Below are 19,409 nucleotides of genomic sequence, written 5' to 3'. Positions count from 1 at the left end.
AACAAAATTTGAGATTTGTATTTCAAATCTCAAATTTTGAAAGTAATTTAATACACAATCACTTTAGTTATTACTAATTACATTCCTATGACAGGCATAGAAAGCATTAAAATATGTTCGTTTTCATCTAACCCATCTATAGGTTCTAAAATACCTGGACGGTTAGGCTGAGACATTCTCATCAATACATCATCAGAACTCAAAACTGATAACATTTCTGTTAAAAATTTAGAACTGAAGCCAATGTTGATGTCTTCTCCTTTATAGTCGCAAGGAATCTGCATATCTGCTTTATTAGCAAACTCGGTATCCTCTGCGTGTAGATGAAGGATATTCCCTGATAATTTAAACCTTACTTGATTAGTAGATTTGTTAGATAAAATAGATGCTCTTCTAATAGAACTAAGTAGTAAATTTCTATTTACTGTAAGCAAATTAGGGTTTTCTTGAGGGATTACCGCAGAGTAATTAGGATATTTACCATCTATTAAACGACAAATCCAAATATGATTACCAAAAGTAAATTTAGCCATATTCTCATTAAACTCAATAACAACTTCTTCCTCCGTGTTGGCTAGAATATTTTTAAAAATACTCAATGGTTTTTTAGGCATAATGAACTCTATAGGCTCACTATTTTTAATGTCTTTTCTCTTGTAAACTACCAATCTATGAGAATCTGTAGATACAAAGTTAGCCTCATTTTCTCCAAATTGGAATAAAACTCCCGTCATTACAGGGCGAAGCGTATCATTACTTGTAGCAAACAAAGTATTTACCAACGCTTCTGCTAATACCCCTGAAGGTATCGTAACACTTTGTGAAGCATCAAACTCTGGTAATTCTGGATAATCCTCTGCATTGTCTAGAGCCACCTCATAGTTATCTCTATCATCTAGAATTTCTAGTAAAGCCCCCATTTCATTGGCAGACTCCTTTACTGTAAAAGTTAAAGGTTGCTCCCCAAAGGTCTTTATCAGTTCTTGAAAAGTCTTCGCAGGAACTGCTATTTTACCTTGATCTTCGGACATTACCTCCAAAGAAGTCACCAAAGTAGTTTCCCCATCAGATGAAGTAATCTTAAGATTTTGATTATCTAGTTCGAACAAATAGTTTTCTAGAATAGGGCGTGATTGTGAACTGGAAATCACACCACTTACCACTTGTAAAGCCTTTTGTAACTCGCTACTTGCTACGATAAATTTCATAAATAAAAATTATTTGGATACAAATATAGGTAATTGTAATAAAACAATAAAAAAAAGTAACATTTTTTGAACTTCTAGACTCAAAAAGTTATTAACAAATGCTAGTGTTTAGGCTCCCATATCAATCTTAGAAAAGAACTCAATCGTTCATTTTCTCTACTTACAGGAATCCCCACAACAACACCCAACATCAACTGCTCCAAAATACCCAAACGCATCTGAGGACGCATGACCATATCAAAATTACCTCTATCAAAGGTTTTATTAAATTCTACTCCCACAAAATTTCTTGTCCCCGAAATCATATAATGGAAACTAGAATGTACATCGTACACCATATGAAATTTATTGGTGATAAAACTCTGCTCTATCATTGGTCCTGTATAAACCAAGGTATGGAAATTATTTCCCCATCGTTTAGCCACCACAAAAAATGGGTTGTAAACATTTCCTTTAATTAAAGGTTTTCCAAAGCGTCCAAAATCTGAAAACTCTAGCTCGTTGATGTAGCCTAAAGCCATTGTTGTCGCTTTCTCTTCGTTTACCAAAAACGACCATTGTAAAGCCAATTTCAGACTATTAAGTTTACTAGACGGTGCTTGCACTCTCTCGTTTCCCGTAGGAGAATAGAATGTAAACGGTAGCTCTACTTCTAATCCTAACCTATCAATAGGAGCCCATTCGTACTCTACCAATGCTTCATAAGCATCAAAATTGAGTTTATCTGTTAAACCAAGTCCTAAATTCCATTCTTTTTCGCCTTTTCTCGCTCCTAAATCCCTTATCAAATCTATATACAAAGGTTCTGCGTGTAAAACTTTGGCTGGTTCTTTAGTATCTTCCACCTCTGCTATATAAAGACTATCTTTTTCATTTTTAATATTTTGAGAAAACACATTGCCAAAAATTAGCACTAAAGCTAATAGCATTATTCTTTTAAAATTCATTTTATTTTTGATTTTAATCTAAATTTATTTTACAACTTTAGATAGTCCTTAATTCAATTGAGAACTATCATTATCATAAACCATTTATAAATTAAAATCAAATTTTAGGCGGAGGCACATCAAATTGAGAAAAGCCGTTAAGGAGCTTGGATACTCCAACAATGCAAATATATTTTGAGAAATAAATCTCAACCATCTGAACTGATTTACACGGAGAAAATAATCCGAAAAACCAATTATATTTAGATTTTTTAGTATAATTATCCAAATCGTACTCTTCGGATTCTTCTATGGCATTTTCATACTTAAATACTTTTTCTACAATAACTTCTATAATGCTTTCCATATCATTATAGTTTGAAGTTTCTGAGAAATAGTATCTATCATCATCTGGAGTATCTATACTTATATTCATAAAATAAACTCCCAAAATTCCCCAAAGAAATTTTAGAAAAATTTTATTTCTGAAATTATTCATTTTAATGATACTCTTTTTCTCCATAATATATCTCTCTAAACACTTTCCTCAAAATCTATATCAGGGTTGAGAATTTCTGTAATAATACTTGATATTGAAGCCATAGCATCAGACAAATCACCGTCTATTTCTAGCATTTGCACTCCACGACTTACCTCTGCAAAACTCCATATCCCACAACTAATATCCTTACCCAAAAACTCGGAAAGTTGCCCCATAGCATAGGCATAAATGCAAAGCTGAAGTGCTTGTTTATAGTCTTTATTTTTAAGGAGTGTTTCCCTATTTTTATCAGAAATTTTCAGCCTTAGATTTTTAGTTTTAGCCGTTTTATAATCTATCACTCTTAGATTTCCGTTGAGCCTATCAATCCTATCTATAAAACCTTTAAAAGCCACTTCTAACTCATCTGAAACCTTAAATTTAACATCTTTGATTTCTTTTTCTAAATCTAGAATTTCTAAGGTATTTCCACTGGAAACCAGCTCTAAATCTAACTTTAAAACATCTCCTATAACTTTTTTAGCCATCTGTTGATGCACGAAATTCATACCTCTTTCGTAAAATTCGGGCTGATGTTTCAGTGTTTTTATTGCAAACTCAACACTTTCATCTATTTGAGTAATTGCCCATTCTAAATCCTGCGGAGTTAATATCTTTCCTTTTAATTTACCGTATAAAAACTCCAATGCATAATGCACTAAATTACCATAATTTCTAAGGGAAAGCTCCTCCTCTATTTCGGAAGTTTCCTTTATTTTTAAAACCACTTTAGCATAAAAATCAATAGGATTATAGAGATAAGTGGTAAGGTGTGATGCCGCAATATTATGTTGCCATTCTTTGAGCCGTTCCATTACTTGTGGAGTTTTAGAAACCACCATCGGAAGCACCTCTACGGGTTGCGACTCATTCTCCACCATAATTTTTTGCACTTGATGAGGACTTTCCATTTCTATTTGAGTGATAAATCTACTTTTCTCTCCCGTATTAACGCCTGAAGACAAGGCATTATAAAGTAAATGGATATGATGAGCGTCCTGCAACAATCGGTAGAAATGATAGGCATAAATACCATCATTCTCCAAGAAAGTATTAAGTCCGAAATTCTTTCTTACATCAAAAGGCAGATAAGTATTTTGTGAGTTCCCCAGCGGAAGTTTACCTTCATTAGTAGAAAGCAAAATGATGTTTTCAAAATTGAGCAATCTGGTTTCCAGCAATCCCATAACCTGCAAACCAGACAACGGTTCGCCTTGAAAATCCACAGACTCTGCACTTACCATCTGATTAACCAAAACCTCTAAATCTTCTATACTTACTTCAAATTGGTAAGGCTCTAATTGATTTTTAACGATTTTAAAACTCTTTTCAAAATAAGAAATATTCTCGTACTGAATATCATCTATAGGTTTGTATTTCAACTGATAACAAAAATCTATCAATATCTCCAGCAACTCTTTAACACCTTTTTTTTCAAAGATGTTAAAGAAATTCAATCCACCCAAGTATTCTTTTAAAAGAGAGTAGGAAACATAAACAATATTATGCTCCGAAATGTAGTTTACAAACGCTCTAATGATTTTATCCTCCTGCACATCGGTCGGCAAAGTTTCCAAAATCCCCACGACATCGTGATGATAATAAGTTGATGATTTTTTCTCTAGCTGTTTGTGCAGATAAAAAATCTGTTTCATAGCGTTGCTAAAAGATAAATTCTTAAGCGGCAGCCCCATCGTAATATTAACTTTAGGCACTTCTGATAGGACTTCTAAACACGCAGGAAGCAAATTCTCGTCTAGCAAGACCAACGCTGTCTTAGAATAGTCTGACTCTTTATAATCTTTGAATATTTTAGGAATCACCTGTGTTTGGGTAACATTGCCCGAAACCTCGTAAACATTGATATTTTTAGGTTGAGAAAACTGATTCTCTACCCAACTAAAGTTTCTGTAATCATTAAACTCCGCCCAATCTATATAACGCCTTAAAAACTGCCCTGCTTCTTGCCTTTTATCTTTAATATAGTACTCGTCCGCTTGGAAAAAACATTGTGCCTTGTCCCATTGTAACAACTGCCTTACCAACAATTCTTCAACCGGCGTAAAGGCATTAAAACCACAAAAAACATATTGCTCCGATGTCTGCTCTGCAAATAATTTAACTTTAGATTTGGCTTCCTGATGAAGCATTCCAGAGGTTGCCCATTGCTTAACTTTAAGCTCTTTTTTTAGCAATGGTAAAAAGGTGGTCATTTTTTGCCAAAAGTTGAGATTCCTTTGCCTTGCATTGTCTTCTTCTCCTAAAGTTTCTCCCCAATTTTTAATACGTTCCTCATCAAACATATATTCCAACACTGCCTCATCAGAATCAGAAAACTTTAAAATATCGTCCCAATCCTTCAATAATGTTGGAAACCATTTTAAAAACTGACCAAAATCCTCTGCTGAAAATAGCTGCCTGTAAACATTATAAGCAAACAACCATAAGGAAATCCCTTTGATTTCTTGATAGCTAGAAATATCTTTAATAAGTTCCTCAATGGTAGAAAATTGAGGAAGTAGCCCCGAATACTTTTTTTGATTTTTTAGAATATCCTTAATAAATACCACTGGTCTTTTACCTGGTAAAACGATGTTAAACCGAGATAAATCCGATGACTGTTCTAATAATTCATCTACAATTTTATTAAGGAAATTCATCAGTATTTTTTGCTAAATCTATATTTTAATTTCTATGAATTAAAGTTACCTTTAGAGAGATACACTACTTTTTTGGTATCAAAAAATTCTTCTTCAAAATAATTTTTAAGATTGAAAATCTCGCATTTAAGTCCTGCCAATTCCTCCGCTAAATTGCCGCCTTTTAGATAAAGTACTCCATTATGTTTAGGATTAAATTGTTCTTTTTCAAACTTTCCTTTTAACCATCGCAAAAATACAGGCATCTGCGTAACCGCCCTGCTAACTACAAAATGGTATTTATCTTTCAGTTTTTCGGCTCTTCCGTGTATAGCTGTTAAATTCTTCAGTTCCAATGCCTCCGATACCGCCTGTACTACTTTTATTTTCTTCCCAATAGAATCTATTAAGGTAAATTCTACCTCTGGAAACATTATTGCCAAAGGTATCCCTGGAAATCCACCGCCAGTGCCAATATCTAGAACTTTTGTTCCTTCAGAAAAAGGCATTACCTTAGCAATACCTAAAGAGTGTAATACATGTTTTTCATAGAGGCTGTCCATATCTTTCCTAGAAATTACATTTATTTTTTCGTTCCACTCTTTATAGAGAGGTTCTAACAAATCAAACTGATATTGCTGTTGCTCAGTAAGTTCTGGGAAATATTTTAATATCAGATTCTTCATCATCAATTTAATTCATCAAATATTAGTATTCTTCTCTAGATATTTTTGCCATTTCCAAGTCGTTCTAAGAGCTTCTTCTAAAGAGGTTTCAGCTTTCCAACCGAGTTCTCTCTCTGCTTTATCAGCATTGGCATAAGCTATGGTAATATCACCTTCTCTACGACTGCATATTTGATACGGTACTTCTACCTGATTGGCATTCTCAAAGGCTTTAACCACTTCTAAAACCGAAGAACCTTGCCCTGTTCCCAAATTATAAATATCCAAAACAGTCTCTTCTTTTGCATTGATGAGCTTTTTAAGTGCCGCCAAATGAGCCTTAGCTAAATCTACCACATAAATATAATCTCTAATCGCGGTACCATCTGGCGTTGGATAATCGTCTCCCCAAATACTAAGTTTCTCTCTAATCCCTGCCGCTGTTTGTGTAACATAAGGCACCAAATTGTTAGGTACTCCCAACGGTAGCTCTCCTATTTTGCCCGAAGGATGTGCCCCAATGGGATTAAAATATCTCAACAAAGACACTTTTTTAGCGTGAGCTCTAGAAAAGTCCTTTAGTATCTCCTCTCCCATCTGTTTAGTTTTACCATAGGAAGATTCTGGAGTTTTAAGTGGTGTATTTTCATCTATCGGCATTTCATCTGCCTGACCATAAACCGTACACGACGAGGAAAATATAAAGTTAGAAATATTCCGTTCTTTAAATTCTTGCAATATATTGATTAAGGAAAAGAGATTGTTCTCATAATAATCTATTGGTTTCACTTGGCTTTCTCCCACCGCTTTAAAAGCAGCAAAGTTGATACACCCTTCTATATTATGAGCATCTAAAACTTGACTTAATAATTCTCTTCGTTTTAAATCAAAAGGATAGAAAATAGGTTTTTTGCCTGTAATCTCTTCTATATTTTTAAGCACAAATTTCTCCGAATTAGACATATCATCTACAATCACAATATCAAAACCATCATTCAGTAGTTCAACCACTGTGTGAGAGCCTATATAGCCTAAACCTCCCGTTACTAATATCGTCATAATTCTTTCTTATTTATTTACAAACTCCAAAACAGTTTCTGTAATATATTTTAACTGTTCATCATCTAACTCGGTGTGCATTGGTAATGAAATTACTTCGGATAACAAACGGTCTGTATTTATAAAATCGGTATCATTACTTTCTTGGTAGTAAGCCTTCTGCTTTCTAAGTGCCACAGGATAGTATATCATCGCAGGAATTTCTTTTTCTGCCAAATATTGCTGAAGCTCGTTTCTTTTTCCATTAAGGATTCTAAGAGTGTATTGATGAAATACATGCGTTGAATTTTCCGCTCTTTTTGGAGTTAAAATATGAGGACAATCTTTAAAAGCCTCATCGTAAAAATCTGCAGCTTTACGTCTAGCTTCGTTATAGTTATCCAAATGTGGTAGTTTTTTTCTTAGAACCGCTGCCTGTATGCTATCTAGCCTTGAATTAACGCCCACCTCATCGTGATAATAGCGTTCGTACATTCCGTGATTTACAATTCCCCTTAGGCGGTGAGCCAAAGCATCATCATTAGTAAAAATAGCACCTCCATCTCCGTAACATCCTAAATTCTTAGACGGGAAGAACGATGTCGTTCCTATGCTTCCCATTGTACCAGACTTTTTAGTTATTCCGTCGGCAAAAGTATATTCCGCACCTATGGCTTGTGCATTGTCTTCTACTACAAAAATATTGTGTTCCTTTGCTATTTTTAAAATCTCTTCCATATTAGCACATTGCCCAAATAAATGCACAGGAATTATTGCTTTAGTCTTTGGTGTAATGGCTTTCTTTAACTTTTCTACATCTATAGTAAAAGTATCATAGTCCACATCTACCAAAACAGCTTTCAACTTCAATAAGTGTATCACCTCTACCGTTGCAGCAAAGGTAAAATCTGCAGTAATTACCTCATCTCCTTCTTTTAAACCTAAAGCCATTAAAGCTATTTGGAGTGCGTCTGTACCGTTAGCACAAGGGATTACGTGTTTTACATCTAAATATTCTTCTAACTCGGATTGGAAAGATTTAACCTCCGAACCATTGATGAACTGTGCCGACTGCATTACATTAAGCACCGCATTATCCACTTCATTTTTAATTTTAAAATACTGGCTCTGCAAATCTACCATTTGTATCTTTCTCATAATATTGAGTTTTATGTATTAAATAGGTTGAGCGACTGCCGTTAAACAATCGCTCTTATCAATTTTTATTATTGTTTATATTTTAGGGAATTTACTTGGATTGGTTTCGTGAAACACCGCATAAACTTCCTCCACTATATCATCCACAGAAGGTTTACTAAAGTAATCTCCATCACTAGCATAAGCTGGTCTGTGGTTTTTAGCCGTAATGGTTACTGGGTCGCTATCCAAATATCTAAAGGCTTTTTGTTTTTCTAAAATTTGCTGAAGAATAAAGGCAGAAGTTCCTCCTTCCACATCTTCATCTATCACCACCAAACGATTGGTTTTCTGAAGACTTTTTGCAATTTCGTGCTCTAAGTCAAACGGAATTAATGACTGAACATCTATCACTTCCGCTGAAATGCCTAACTGTTCTAGTTCTTTAGCTGCCTCCATCACCACACGCCAAGTAGAACCATAAGTAACAAGGGTAACATCTGCCCCTTCTTTAGTTACCTCTATTTTACCCACAGGCACGGTAAACTCGCCTAAGTTGTCTGGTTGTTTTTCTTTTAAACGATAACCATTAAGACACTCCACAATTACCGCAGGTTCATCACTTTGTAACATCGTGTTGTAAAACCCTGCTGCTTTAGTTAAGTTTCTAGGAACTAATACCAAAATTCCTTTGGACAAGTTAAGTATCCCCGCCATAGGAGAGCCTGAATGCCAAATTCCTTCTAATCTATGCCCTCTAGTTCTTATAATTACTGGAGCTTTTTGTCCCCCTTTAGTTCTGTATTGCACTGTTGCCAAATCATCACTCATACCTTGCAAACAGTAGAGAATATAGTCTAAATATTGAATCTCTGCAATTGGACGAAGCCCTCTCATCGCCATACCAATCCCTTGACCTAAAATAGTAGCTTCTCTAATCCCTGTATCTGCCACTCTCGTAGCTCCATACTTCTCTTGCATTCCTTCCAAACCTTGGTTTACATCACCTATGTTCCCCGTGTCTTCTCCAAAGACTAAGGTTTGTGGATATTTTTCAAATATTTTATCAAAGTTGTTTCTTACCACTACCCTTCCGTCCACTTCTTCGGAATTATCACTATAAACAGGCTTTACTTCTTTTACATTAGTTGCCTTCCATTGAGATTGAGAGTAAAGATGAGATGAATAATGGTCTTGCTCCTGCAATAAAAGTTCTTGATAAGTCTTTTCTAAATCTTTTCTTTCCGCAGAGACTTGCCCTCTTGTAAGCCATAGTGCTTTTCTCATCAGATGGAACACTTCTCTCTTTCCAACCGATATGATTTTACCGAAATCTTGCAATAAAGACTCTACTTGAGTATTTTGAGCTTTAAGTTTTTCTACCGCTGACAGCCCTTTTTCTTTAACAGATTTAATAGCATTTTGGTAGGCTTCCCACGCTCTTTTTTGCCCTTCCTTAACCTCCTTCTTTGCTTCTTTATCTAAAGCATCTAACTCTTCTGCCGTGGCAAGGATTTCCGTTTGTCCGTCTATTTCTATGCTATAATTGAGTATCCATTCTCTAAACTGTTTAAGACCATCGTACTCTGCTTCCCAATTCAATCGCTCTTCTGATTTGTATCTTTCGTGAGAACCCGATGTAGAGTGTCCCTGCGGCTGCGTAACTTCTTTAACGTGAACTACCACAGGAACACTTTGATTCCTTGCAAAATCTTCTGCTCTAGCGTAAGCGTCTAACAAGGCTGGATAATCCCACGCCTTTACGGTAATGATTTCGCAACCTTCAACTTTACCTTCTTTTCTTTGGAAGCCTGATAGCATTTCGGTAATATCTTCTTTGGCTCTTTGGTTGTGCGTAGGCACAGAAATACCATACCCATCGTCCCAAATACTTACAATCATAGGAACTTGCAAGGCACACGCAGCATTGAGAGTTTCCCAAAAATAACCTTCCGCAGTGGAAGCATCTCCTATCGTCCCGAAAGCTACTTCGTTACCATTGCGAGAGAATTTTTCTGAACCTTCAAACTGGATTTCTTTATAAATTTTAGAGGCTTGTGCTAAACCTAAAAGTCTAGGCATCTGCCCCGCCGTAGGTGATATATCGGAGGAGATATTTTTTTGTTCTGTTAAATTTTTCCAACTGCCATCTTCGTTAAGGCTTCTAGTGGCGTAATGTCCGTTCATTTGTCTTCCTGCCGATGCGGGCTCTCTTTCTACACTTGTATCTGCATAAAGCTGTGCGAAAAAACTCTCTACACTTACGGCTTGTATCGCTAAGGCAAAAGTTTGGTCTCTGTAATACCCCGACCTAAAATCGCCATTTCTAAATACCCTTGCCATCGCCAACTGTGGCAACTCTTTACCATCACCGAAGATACCAAATTTTGCTTTTCCTGTAAGCACCTCTCTCCTACCTAGATAGGACATCTCTCGGGAAATTCTCCCTAGTTTATAATCGTTTAAAATACTATTTTTAAAATCCTCAAAAGATACTTTTTGAGACTCTATGTAAGTTGTACTCATAACTCGTTTTGAATTTTGACAAATATAATAATTCTAAACGAAATATTTTAGGGTAGCCTATTTTAATTCGTGCTGAAAAAAATCACCTACCTCCAATCATAGGATTGACCGGGACAGAAAATGAGGTTGGCAACTGAGAAATAAAGCTCTTGATAAGATAATTCTGTAAGGTTACAAGGCTTACTAAAGTATTTTTTTGAATTATTTTCAATTTTATGAATAAAAACCATTCATTCTTCTATTCCTCAAAGCTGTTTTTTAATTCTTCATTAAAATAATGAGCTCCTCACAATCATTCTTCTATTCCTCACGGTCATTCTTGTATTCCTACGAGCCTTTATTATATTCCTCATCGGAAAGAATATTGTTCTTTCTGGGTTAATTTTATTTTGAGTTTTGCTTCAGAATATTTTTAATCTTTTCTATATGTCTTTCCCCATATATGACACAAATTTTAGTGCCAGATACCGAATCTATATCATCAACTACTATTCTGTTTCTGAAATCTTGAACAAAATCTTCAACGAAATACTTTCTTTGTTTTCTGCTTAATGTATTACAGGTGTAGATTTGAGCAATTTCGGTCTCCAAATCGCATTTATCCAACAAAATTTCACCGTATTTTTTTTCAAACTCTTTGACCAATATTTTTGAATTAGTATCTGATACAATATAAGTATTTTTTATCCCCAATTTTTCGTAAGACGGCTGGTCAGTAAGGTTAAGCTCTGGAGAATAGCTTATTTTTCCAAGAATTTTGTAATTCAAAGTATCAATATATTTAGATGAAACACCAACGCCCAATATTTTTCTCATTTTTTTATCATAAAAAACTATTGAATCCTCTTTAGAACCGTCTTTATTTAGTCCCTCCAACAGAAATAGATATTCTTCTTTTTTTAAAGAATCTATTGCAGTTTTAATGTTAAGATAGTAGCTCTTAGTCCCAATATGACGAATACCTAAAAAGACCACTTTTTTACCTTTATAATCTATCTCTTGTAAATTTACCCTTTCATCTAGTACCCCTGCATTTCGTAGAAAAAAAGTACTAGAACAAGATATTAAACTAAATCCTGCAATAAATAAAATCATTATTTTTATACAAAAATGAGGCTCATAAAATAAACCTCTAAGCATCTTAATCATATTATAAAATTACAATGATCTGATGTCTCTTATAAAATCCAATATTTCTTTTCGATGCTCCCATAACCAAGCCACTGCAGACTTCACACCATTCCAAACTTTACAAAAAAATCTACAATCCCCACCATTAGTTCTTATTCCTTTATAAGAACTTTCTTCAATAAAAAACTTATCGTCTCCAAACATTATTTTATCAACAGCTTCATCCACACTTAAACTTTGCTCAAGTTTTGCCATTTCATTAACAAGTTCAATCACTTGTTCAGTACCAAAATTTGAGATAATATCCTCCGTAGATTGTCCAGACAAAGCTAAATCAAAACTCTCTTTCGCTAATTTCTTACCAGTTACTCCAAGCATATTCCCATTAGGAACATTTGCTAAGAACTCATCAAAAGAAGAGTCTGAACTTTCCAATGTAGCCAAAGAACCATTACTTTTTGGTAATGTAATGTGTTTCACGACCTCTCTACTTTCAACTACTGTTTCAGAAAATCTGGTAGCAAACTCCTTTCTAAAAATCTCCAACTTAGTTTTTGCATCAATTGAATTTTCTTGTTCTTGAATTCCATCATTATCTCTACAAGAGTTCAATACTCCAATAAAAAGAGTAAAAGTTAAGAATAAAATTAAATTTTTTTTCATAATTCTAGTTTTTAAAGTTATGCCTACTTAACTTTAGAATAAAAAAACAATACTCCTTTACTTAATTAAATCAAAATATTAAGAAGGATGAGGTTCAGCTTTTTCACCCTACTGCAAAATTTTCTCACACAAAGTTTTACTACAATTTCAAACCATCTCCTATTATTTCATTTATTGTAAAATCATCTTCAATGTTTCAATAATAATTTTCGGATGATGTCTGTTCTAGAAAATATTACAGCACCCCAAATTTAAAAATTTTATTTTAAATACCCCATTTTTGACTTCATTTCTAAATATTTTACCAATTATTACTCTAACTAAGGTATCTTTGCACCTCAATAAAGATTTTTGCAAGTGATGAAATATGATGTAATATCCCACACCGATAAGAATGGGCTAGAATACCTATCGGTAACCAACGACGACAACCAAGTAAGAATATACACCCTAAAAAACGGTCTTAAAGTTTACCTCTCCAAAAATTCTGATGCTCCCAGAATACAAACTTATATCCCCGTAAGAACAGGAAGTAATAACGACCCCAAAGACAATACTGGTCTTGCCCACTATCTGGAGCATATAATGTTTAAAGGCACTTCTAAAATAGGTAGCCTTGACTGGGAAAAAGAACGACCTCTTTTACAGAAATTATCCGATTTGTTTGAGCAGCACAAAGCCACCCAAAACGAGGAAGAAAAAAAGCAAATTTACAAAGAGATAGATACCATTTCTCAAGAGGCGGCACAGTATGCTATCCCTAACGAATACGACAAAATTTTATCTTCTCTAGGAGCTTCTGGCACTAACGCCCACACTTGGCTAGACGAAACGGTGTATAAGAACAATATCCCGTCCAACGAGTTAGAAAAATGGTTTAAAGTTGAAAAAGAACGCTTTTCGGAGCTAACCTTAAGATTATTCCATACCGAGCTAGAGTCAGTTTATGAAGAGTTCAACAGAGCCCAAGATAACGATTTTAGATTGGTGCATTATGAAATTATGGACGCTCTTTTCCCTAATCACCCCAACGGACAACAAACCACCCTCGGTAAAGCCGAACATCTAAAAAACCCGTCTATGGAAGCCTTACATAAGTATTTTAACGAATACTATGTTCCTAACAATTATGCCCTTATTTTGGTGGGAGATTTAGATTTTGAACCAACTATTGCTTTAGCTGAACGCTATTTTGGCACTTTTTCTTTTAGAGAGTTGCCTCCAAAAACACCTATCATAGAGCAACCTATAAATAACATCATTAAAAGAACTATTAAAAGTCCTTCTGCACCTAGACTTCAGATGGCATGGCGTTCTCATAGCTATGGTACTCAAGAAGCTAGACTTACCGAGATATGCACTCAAATCCTTTCAAACAACGGTGAGGTAGGACTTATTGATTTAAACATCAATCAAAAACAAACCGCCTTAAGAGCATCGGCGTTTCATTCTCCATTTAAGTCTTACGGATTTTTATCTATCGTCATCGTTCCAAAAGAAAATCAAACTTTGGACGAAGCGAAGGATTTAATTCTATCCCAAATAGAAGCCTTGAAAAAAGGAGATTTTCCAGATTGGCTCATTCCTGCCATCATCAACGATATTAAAAAAGGTAGATTAAAACAACTAGAAACTGCCGATGGACTCGCCACACTCCTTTACGAAACCTTTATTAAAGAAAGAGAATGGAACGAGGAACTAAACGAACTCAATCTGTACGAAACCATTACTAAAGAGGAAGTCATTAGTTTTGCCAACGAGTTTTTTGGCGAAAATTATGTGGTAGTTTATAAAGAAAGAGGCGAAAATGATAAACTCATACGCGTAGAAAACCCTAAAATAACGCCTATTAAAATCAATAAGGAAGCTCAATCTGAATTTTTAACGCAACTCCTCGCAGAGAAAACTCACGATATAGCTCCTGTTTTTGCCGATTATTCTAAAGAAATTTTAGAGGATAACCTCAATGGGATTAAACTCAGTTCCATTAGAAACACCCAAAACAACCTCGCTCAAATGAATTTTATTTTCCCTATGGGTACGGATAATGATAAAGAGCTAGGTTTGGTGCTAGAAGTTTTGGAATATATGGGAACCGACCGCTATTCTCCCGAAGAAATTAAACAAGAGTTTTACAAGATAGGAATTAATTACAGCTTCCAAGTTGGTACAGATAATATTAGTATTATGTTAGGCGGTTTGGAGGAAAATCTTGCTACAGGAGTTGCACTAATGGTGCATTGGCTAAGGAATATACAGCCTGATAATTCCATTTATCAAACTATGGTAGCCTCCATCTTAGATGCTCGTGAAATAAGCAAAAAAGACAAAAACCAAATTACGAGAGCTTTAGTAAATTATGCTAAATATGGAGAAAACTCTCGTTTCCGAGATGTTATTACCAAAGAAAGGTTACAAACGGCTAAGGCGGAAGATTTCACGCAAAGAACTCAAATATTATTGGATTACCCTTATGAACTATTTTTCTATGGGCAAGATATTGAAGCGTTTAAATCAGCATTGTTAGATATAGGTCTTACCAAAGGAACCCTTACACCTCCAACTCCTAAAAACTACCCAGAGCCAGTCACTAACCAAAATAAAGTTTATCTAGTGTATTATGATATGGTACAGGTGGAAATAATGAAGGTAGGACGAGGCGAAGAAATCAATCCTAAAAATTTTGGACGAATAAGTGTCTTTAATGAATACTTTGGGCGTGGGCTATCTTCTATTGTATTTCAAGAAATACGAGAATCTAAATCTTTGGCTTATTCGGCTTATGTATCTTACACCTACCCTAGCCAACTCAAAAAATATGATTATGTAACATCTTACCTTGGCACTCAATCCGACAAAATGGAAATCGCCTTAAACTCTATAAACGAACTAATGAACGAATTCCCACAAGTCAAGTCGCAATTCAATAATGCTAAAAGTTCTGCACTGAAGCAAATTGCCTCACAAAGACTTACAAAGCAGAATTTGTACTTCAATTATCTTGCGATACAAAAATGGGGATACAGCTACGACATTAGAAAGGATATTTATGATGAGATAAACTCGCTTAGTTTAGACGATTTAATTGATTTTTATAATCAAAACATAAAACCGATACCATATCATACCGCCATTATAGGGCAAACCAAAAGCCTTGACTTAAATTATCTAAAAAGTTTAGGAACAGTGCAAGAGTTAAGCATAGAAGATTTATTTGGTTATTAAAAACAAGAAAAAGTCAGACAACTTGTCTGACTTTTTCTATTTTGAAAGAAATTATACTCTTATTTTATAATTTTCATTTCGTCTAAAAGCCATTTGGCATTAGCGAATTTATCAACAATAAATAGGATATACTTAGTATCTACCATAATATTTCTACTGAATTTAGGGTCGTAATTGATGTCGCTCATCGTACCTTCCCATTGGCGGTCAAAATTAAGTCCTATCAAGTTACCGTAAGCATCTAACGCAGGACTTCCAGAGTTACCTCCTGTGGTATGATTAGTCGCTGTAAAATTAACTGGCACCTCTCCTGTTTCATCTTTATAAATGCCATAATCTTTGTTTTGATAAAGATTGATAAGACGAGTAGGAACATCAAATTCATAATCTCCTGGTATATATTTCTCCATAATCCCCGAAGTATGAGTCTTATATCCGTAATATACAGCATCTCTAGGATTAGAACCTTGCACCGTTCCGTAAGTTACCCTAAGTGTAGAGTTAGCATCTGGGAAGAATTTTCTATCCTTATCCGTCGCCATTTGCTGCACCATAAAGGTTTTAAGCTGAGCATCTATTTGGGTTTGATACTCATTAAACTTAGATTGAGTTCCTTGAACATAAGTCGTTTGTAACATAGCTAACACTCCTAAAAGTGGGTCAGAACTAAGCTCTTTTACTAAAGTATCTTTATTCTGAAATACCTTGTCTAAATCAGACGTTACATAAGCTCCGTTAAGTGATTTTCTTCCTGTAATTACCGAGTTTTTACTCCATTCTTCTATGACTTTAAGATTAGTCTCTTCATTTTTAAATTCTTCAAACCCTTTAGGAAGAAATTCCGCAGGTGTCTTGTTGGTATATAAAGCCAATAGTTTTGCCGTTACTTTAGCATCTAATGCACCATCGTAATCTTTATAAAAAGATTTTAAACTCTCAAAAAACTTAGGTTCTATATTCTTACCTTTCTCTACATTAAACAGATAATCTAGATAGCGGTTAGCTAGATTAAGTGTCTCTGCATTCCTTAAGAGTTCGTTATAATACGCTCTATTCAATGCATAGGCAGATTGCTCTGTATAAAGTCTATTAAGCTCATCTATAGTTTTCTTTATTTCAGGGTTCTTTTTGATGAGTTCCGCTTCATACGCTCGTTTTTTATCCACCGCTTTAGACTTTTTAAGCCCTTCCACCTCACCTATCCATTTTTTCCAATAGTTGGCTACCGAGGCATATTTAGAAGCATACTTTATTCTTGTTGCATCATCTACACGCATTTTTTCGTCCAAAGTTTTAAGAGCAACCTCTCTCATAGAAATCATTGCAGGGTCTATCTCTTTCATTATCTTTTCCACAGCGATAGATGGTAGATATTCCTGCGTTCTCCCTGGAAAACCAAATACAAAAGTAAAATCGTTTTCTTTTTTGTCTTTGATAGAAATTGGTAAAAAATGTTTTGGTTTGTACGGAATGTTATCTTTAGAATATTCTGCAGGTTTGTTATTTTTATCTGCATAAACACGGAACATAGAGAAATCTCCCGTATGTCTAGGCCAAACCCAATTATCTGTATCACTACCAAACTTGCCAATAGAAGACGGTGGAGCTCCTACCAAACGAACATCTTTGAAAGTTTCTATGACATAAGCATAATATTGATTACCATAATATACAGGCTTTACCACAATATGCTGATAAGGTTCTAGTTTAAACGATTTTTTTAAAGCCTCTATATTATCCTTGATATTTTGCTCAGAAAGACTTGGATTTCCTTTTAAAACTTCGTTGGTTACATTTTTAATATCCACAATAAAGTCTACAGTTACCCCAGGATTAGGTAACTCTTCTCCCATATTTTTAGCCCAAAAACCATCTTTTAGATAATCTTTTTCTACACTAGAGTGAGATTGTATCTGCCCATAACCACAATGATGATTGGTAATAATAAGCCCTTTAGGAGAAATAACTTCTGCAGTACACCCTCCGTTGAACTGTACCACTGCATCTTTAATACTAGGCTTTTCTGGATTGAAGATATCTTTTGCAGATATTTTCATTCCCAGCTCTTTCATTTCTTTCTCATTGAGCTCCGTTGGCATCCACATTCCTCCGTATTGCTGTGCAAACGCCATTACAGCAGGCAACACCACGGCAGATAGTATTAGAGGTTTCTTTATCATTTTAATCATTATTAAAAATTTTTGCCCTAAAAATAAGAAAAATGAAAAAACCAACCTAATTTATAAAATGACAGTTCTCACTTTAAATATCTTTTATAAAATCTTCGTACTCATAAAATACGGTTTCAAATGCCATCATTTTTTCTACAAAAAACTCAAATATTTTTTGCCAACTTTCTTTATTAAAAATACTTACACCATCACACTCTACCCACACTCGGCTAATTTCTTTACCATTATCTAAATATAATGTTTCTTCAAAAAAAGCCTCCTCACCAAGAGCTTCATCTAAAATAGATTGTAAAGATTGTATTTTTTCAAAGTAAGCATTTCTGAAAAGTTCCTCCTTAATCTCTATATCTAAGCACACCATTGCCTTTTTGTTATCGGCAAAAAACTTAAATGAAAAATCTTTAATTTTGGTATTATAAAGAAGCCATTTTCTAGGGAAAGATTTCCCAAAGGCAATCCAGAATTCTTTTTTCAGTTGTGCTGCTTCTTGCTTGCTAAACATATTGCATTTTATTTTATTGGCACTAAATCTAGGATAATCAATTTTGTTATAAATAAAAAACCGCCCTAAAAAAGGCGGTTGGTGAACGCGAAGGAAATATTACCCAAGCGTTCAAATATTTATTAACCTCCTTGTTTACCGTAGTTTATAGTTATACTTATTTTTTTATTGGGACAGAATTGTGACTAATGCCCAATTAAAGCTCTTAAATTTCTAAGATTTGATATTTGACTTTCGGCTAATGTAATGCCTGAGATATAGAGCTGTTTCATCATATCATTGGTCTTAGATACTACATCTATCTGCTGTTCTATATTTTTCATTCTTGTTTTTATGGTGTTTATATTCATCATCTCAATGTGCTTTTCCTTTTCATTTGAATTGTTCATAAAATATGAAATATCATATCCAAAAATATCACAAAAATTAAGCAGGTCTTCCAACGATAATTTTGTAATCCCTTGCAGGATATTAGAGAAAGTTTGATATTTTTCATACCCTAAAGCCTGGGCAATATCACTTTTCTTCATTTTTTTTTCCTTTTTCAACTTCTCCACTTCATCTTTAAACTTCTGAAATACAGCCTTATCTATTTTTCTTTCATTCATTTTTACACAAATTATGTAATTTTTTGTTGTTTTTTATATAAATTATGTAATTTTGCTTTACCAAAATGGCGTACAAAATGGAAGACAAATGTAATGATTTTTTTATTCTTCCCGAAGAATTAAAAAATAAAATAAAAAACAACAACGACTTTAATCTAAGGCTATGCTTACATGTAAAGTGTACGCAGACTGCCTTAAATAAACAGGTGAAAAGGAACTCAAAAACATTGTTTTTACCTAATTACATTGAATTTTATAAAGCCAATGGCTTTGAAAAATTTTTTACATAAAAAATGTAAAAAAAACTAACAGGTTACCTGTTAATCTTGCAGAAAGGCACGAAGAAACCGCTATATTTTCCTCAACTTTCAAAAACAATATGCGGTTTAGACTAGACGAGTTGCAGTG

General features: G+C 34.4%; 14 protein-coding genes. 1 reads left to right on the top strand and 13 read right to left on the bottom strand.

Annotated elements, in window-relative coordinates:
• Positions 1-77: 77 nt before the first annotated feature.
• From dnaN to VIX88_RS00525, 10 genes are all read right to left on the bottom strand, one after another.
• Positions 78-1,208, bottom strand: coding sequence for a DNA polymerase III subunit beta (dnaN, locus tag VIX88_RS00570; RefSeq protein WP_004919817.1), 1,131 nt, complete (start codon positions 1,206-1,208; stop codon positions 78-80).
• A 101-nt stretch (positions 1,209-1,309) separates the two neighbouring features.
• Complete coding sequence (locus tag VIX88_RS00565; protein ID WP_064970040.1) at positions 1,310-2,155, bottom strand: HAEPLYID family protein; 846 nt, start codon at positions 2,153-2,155, stop codon at positions 1,310-1,312.
• 97 nt (positions 2,156-2,252) lie between these two features.
• A complete protein-coding gene (locus tag VIX88_RS00560; protein WP_064970042.1) occupies positions 2,253-2,657 on the bottom strand; it encodes a hypothetical protein in 405 nt (134 codons plus the stop codon).
• 11 nt (positions 2,658-2,668) lie between these two features.
• Positions 2,669-5,335, bottom strand: a complete 2,667-nt coding sequence (locus VIX88_RS00555) for a PD-(D/E)XK nuclease family protein (RefSeq protein ID WP_064970044.1) — start codon at positions 5,333-5,335, stop codon at positions 2,669-2,671.
• Positions 5,336-5,367: 32 nt separating this feature from the next.
• Entirely contained in the window at positions 5,368-6,003 is a 636-nt protein-coding gene (gene rsmG / locus VIX88_RS00550; protein ID WP_064970046.1) for a 16S rRNA (guanine(527)-N(7))-methyltransferase RsmG, read from the bottom strand.
• A gap of 12 nt (positions 6,004-6,015) precedes the next feature.
• A complete protein-coding gene (gene galE / locus VIX88_RS00545) occupies positions 6,016-7,038 on the bottom strand; it encodes a UDP-glucose 4-epimerase GalE (RefSeq protein WP_064970048.1) in 1,023 nt (340 codons plus the stop codon).
• Positions 7,039-7,047: 9 nt separating this feature from the next.
• Entirely contained in the window at positions 7,048-8,175 is a 1,128-nt protein-coding gene (locus tag VIX88_RS00540) for a DegT/DnrJ/EryC1/StrS family aminotransferase (RefSeq protein WP_064970050.1), read from the bottom strand.
• Between the two features lie 75 nt (positions 8,176-8,250).
• Entirely contained in the window at positions 8,251-10,680 is a 2,430-nt protein-coding gene (locus VIX88_RS00535) for an alpha-ketoacid dehydrogenase subunit alpha/beta (RefSeq protein ID WP_064970052.1), read from the bottom strand.
• Positions 10,681-11,064: 384 nt separating this feature from the next.
• Entirely contained in the window at positions 11,065-11,775 is a 711-nt protein-coding gene (locus tag VIX88_RS00530) for a hypothetical protein (protein ID WP_237190350.1), read from the bottom strand.
• Positions 11,776-11,838: 63 nt separating this feature from the next.
• Entirely contained in the window at positions 11,839-12,474 is a 636-nt protein-coding gene (locus VIX88_RS00525) for a hypothetical protein (RefSeq protein ID WP_214193943.1), read from the bottom strand.
• Between the two features lie 360 nt (positions 12,475-12,834).
• Here VIX88_RS00525 and VIX88_RS00520 point away from each other — a divergent pair, with 360 nt between their 5' ends.
• Positions 12,835-15,699 (top strand): M16 family metallopeptidase, encoded by a 2,865-nt coding sequence (locus tag VIX88_RS00520; RefSeq protein WP_064971231.1) that lies wholly within the window; start codon positions 12,835-12,837, stop codon positions 15,697-15,699.
• A gap of 59 nt (positions 15,700-15,758) precedes the next feature.
• On the opposite strand, the gene VIX88_RS00515 is transcribed toward VIX88_RS00520, so the two are convergent.
• The 3 genes from VIX88_RS00515 to VIX88_RS00505 all read right to left on the bottom strand — a co-directional run bounded on the left by VIX88_RS00515 (position 15,759) and on the right by VIX88_RS00505 (position 19,001).
• Entirely contained in the window at positions 15,759-17,879 is a 2,121-nt protein-coding gene (locus VIX88_RS00515) for a S46 family peptidase (protein WP_374761061.1), read from the bottom strand.
• Between the two features lie 82 nt (positions 17,880-17,961).
• The gene (locus VIX88_RS00510; protein WP_064971232.1) at positions 17,962-18,393 is read right to left on the bottom strand and encodes a DUF4268 domain-containing protein; all 432 of its coding nucleotides are present in this window, start codon (positions 18,391-18,393) and stop codon (positions 17,962-17,964) included.
• 185 nt (positions 18,394-18,578) lie between these two features.
• Entirely contained in the window at positions 18,579-19,001 is a 423-nt protein-coding gene (locus VIX88_RS00505; RefSeq protein ID WP_064971233.1) for a helix-turn-helix domain-containing protein, read from the bottom strand.
• Positions 19,002-19,409: the final 408 nt, after the last annotated feature.

The organism is Riemerella anatipestifer, from assembly GCF_035666175.1.
Taxonomy (GTDB): domain Bacteria; phylum Bacteroidota; class Bacteroidia; order Flavobacteriales; family Weeksellaceae; genus Riemerella; species Riemerella anatipestifer_D.
The sequence above is the reverse complement of the archived record's forward strand: the minus strand, read 5'-3'. Positions and strand labels throughout refer to the sequence as shown.

Coding starts and splice junctions, on each gene's coding strand:
- dnaN (WP_004919817.1), bottom strand. CDS start 1,208: ATGAAATTTATCGTAGCAAGTAGCGAGTTACAAAAGGCTTTACAAGTG.
- VIX88_RS00565 (WP_064970040.1), bottom strand. CDS start 2,155: ATGAATTTTAAAAGAATAATGCTATTAGCTTTAGTGCTAATTTTTGGC.
- VIX88_RS00560 (WP_064970042.1), bottom strand. CDS start 2,657: ATGGAGAAAAAGAGTATCATTAAAATGAATAATTTCAGAAATAAAATT.
- VIX88_RS00555 (WP_064970044.1), bottom strand. CDS start 5,335: ATGAATTTCCTTAATAAAATTGTAGATGAATTATTAGAACAGTCATCG.
- rsmG (WP_064970046.1), bottom strand. CDS start 6,003: ATGATGAAGAATCTGATATTAAAATATTTCCCAGAACTTACTGAGCAA.
- galE (WP_064970048.1), bottom strand. CDS start 7,038: ATGACGATATTAGTAACGGGAGGTTTAGGCTATATAGGCTCTCACACA.
- VIX88_RS00540 (WP_064970050.1), bottom strand. CDS start 8,175: ATGAGAAAGATACAAATGGTAGATTTGCAGAGCCAGTATTTTAAAATT.
- VIX88_RS00535 (WP_064970052.1), bottom strand. CDS start 10,680: ATGAGTACAACTTACATAGAGTCTCAAAAAGTATCTTTTGAGGATTTT.
- VIX88_RS00530 (WP_237190350.1), bottom strand. CDS start 11,775: ATGATTTTATTTATTGCAGGATTTAGTTTAATATCTTGTTCTAGTACT.
- VIX88_RS00525 (WP_214193943.1), bottom strand. CDS start 12,474: ATGAAAAAAAATTTAATTTTATTCTTAACTTTTACTCTTTTTATTGGA.
- VIX88_RS00520 (WP_064971231.1), top strand. CDS start 12,835: ATGAAATATGATGTAATATCCCACACCGATAAGAATGGGCTAGAATAC.
- VIX88_RS00515 (WP_374761061.1), bottom strand. CDS start 17,879: ATGATAAAGAAACCTCTAATACTATCTGCCGTGGTGTTGCCTGCTGTA.
- VIX88_RS00510 (WP_064971232.1), bottom strand. CDS start 18,393: ATGTTTAGCAAGCAAGAAGCAGCACAACTGAAAAAAGAATTCTGGATT.
- VIX88_RS00505 (WP_064971233.1), bottom strand. CDS start 19,001: ATGAATGAAAGAAAAATAGATAAGGCTGTATTTCAGAAGTTTAAAGAT.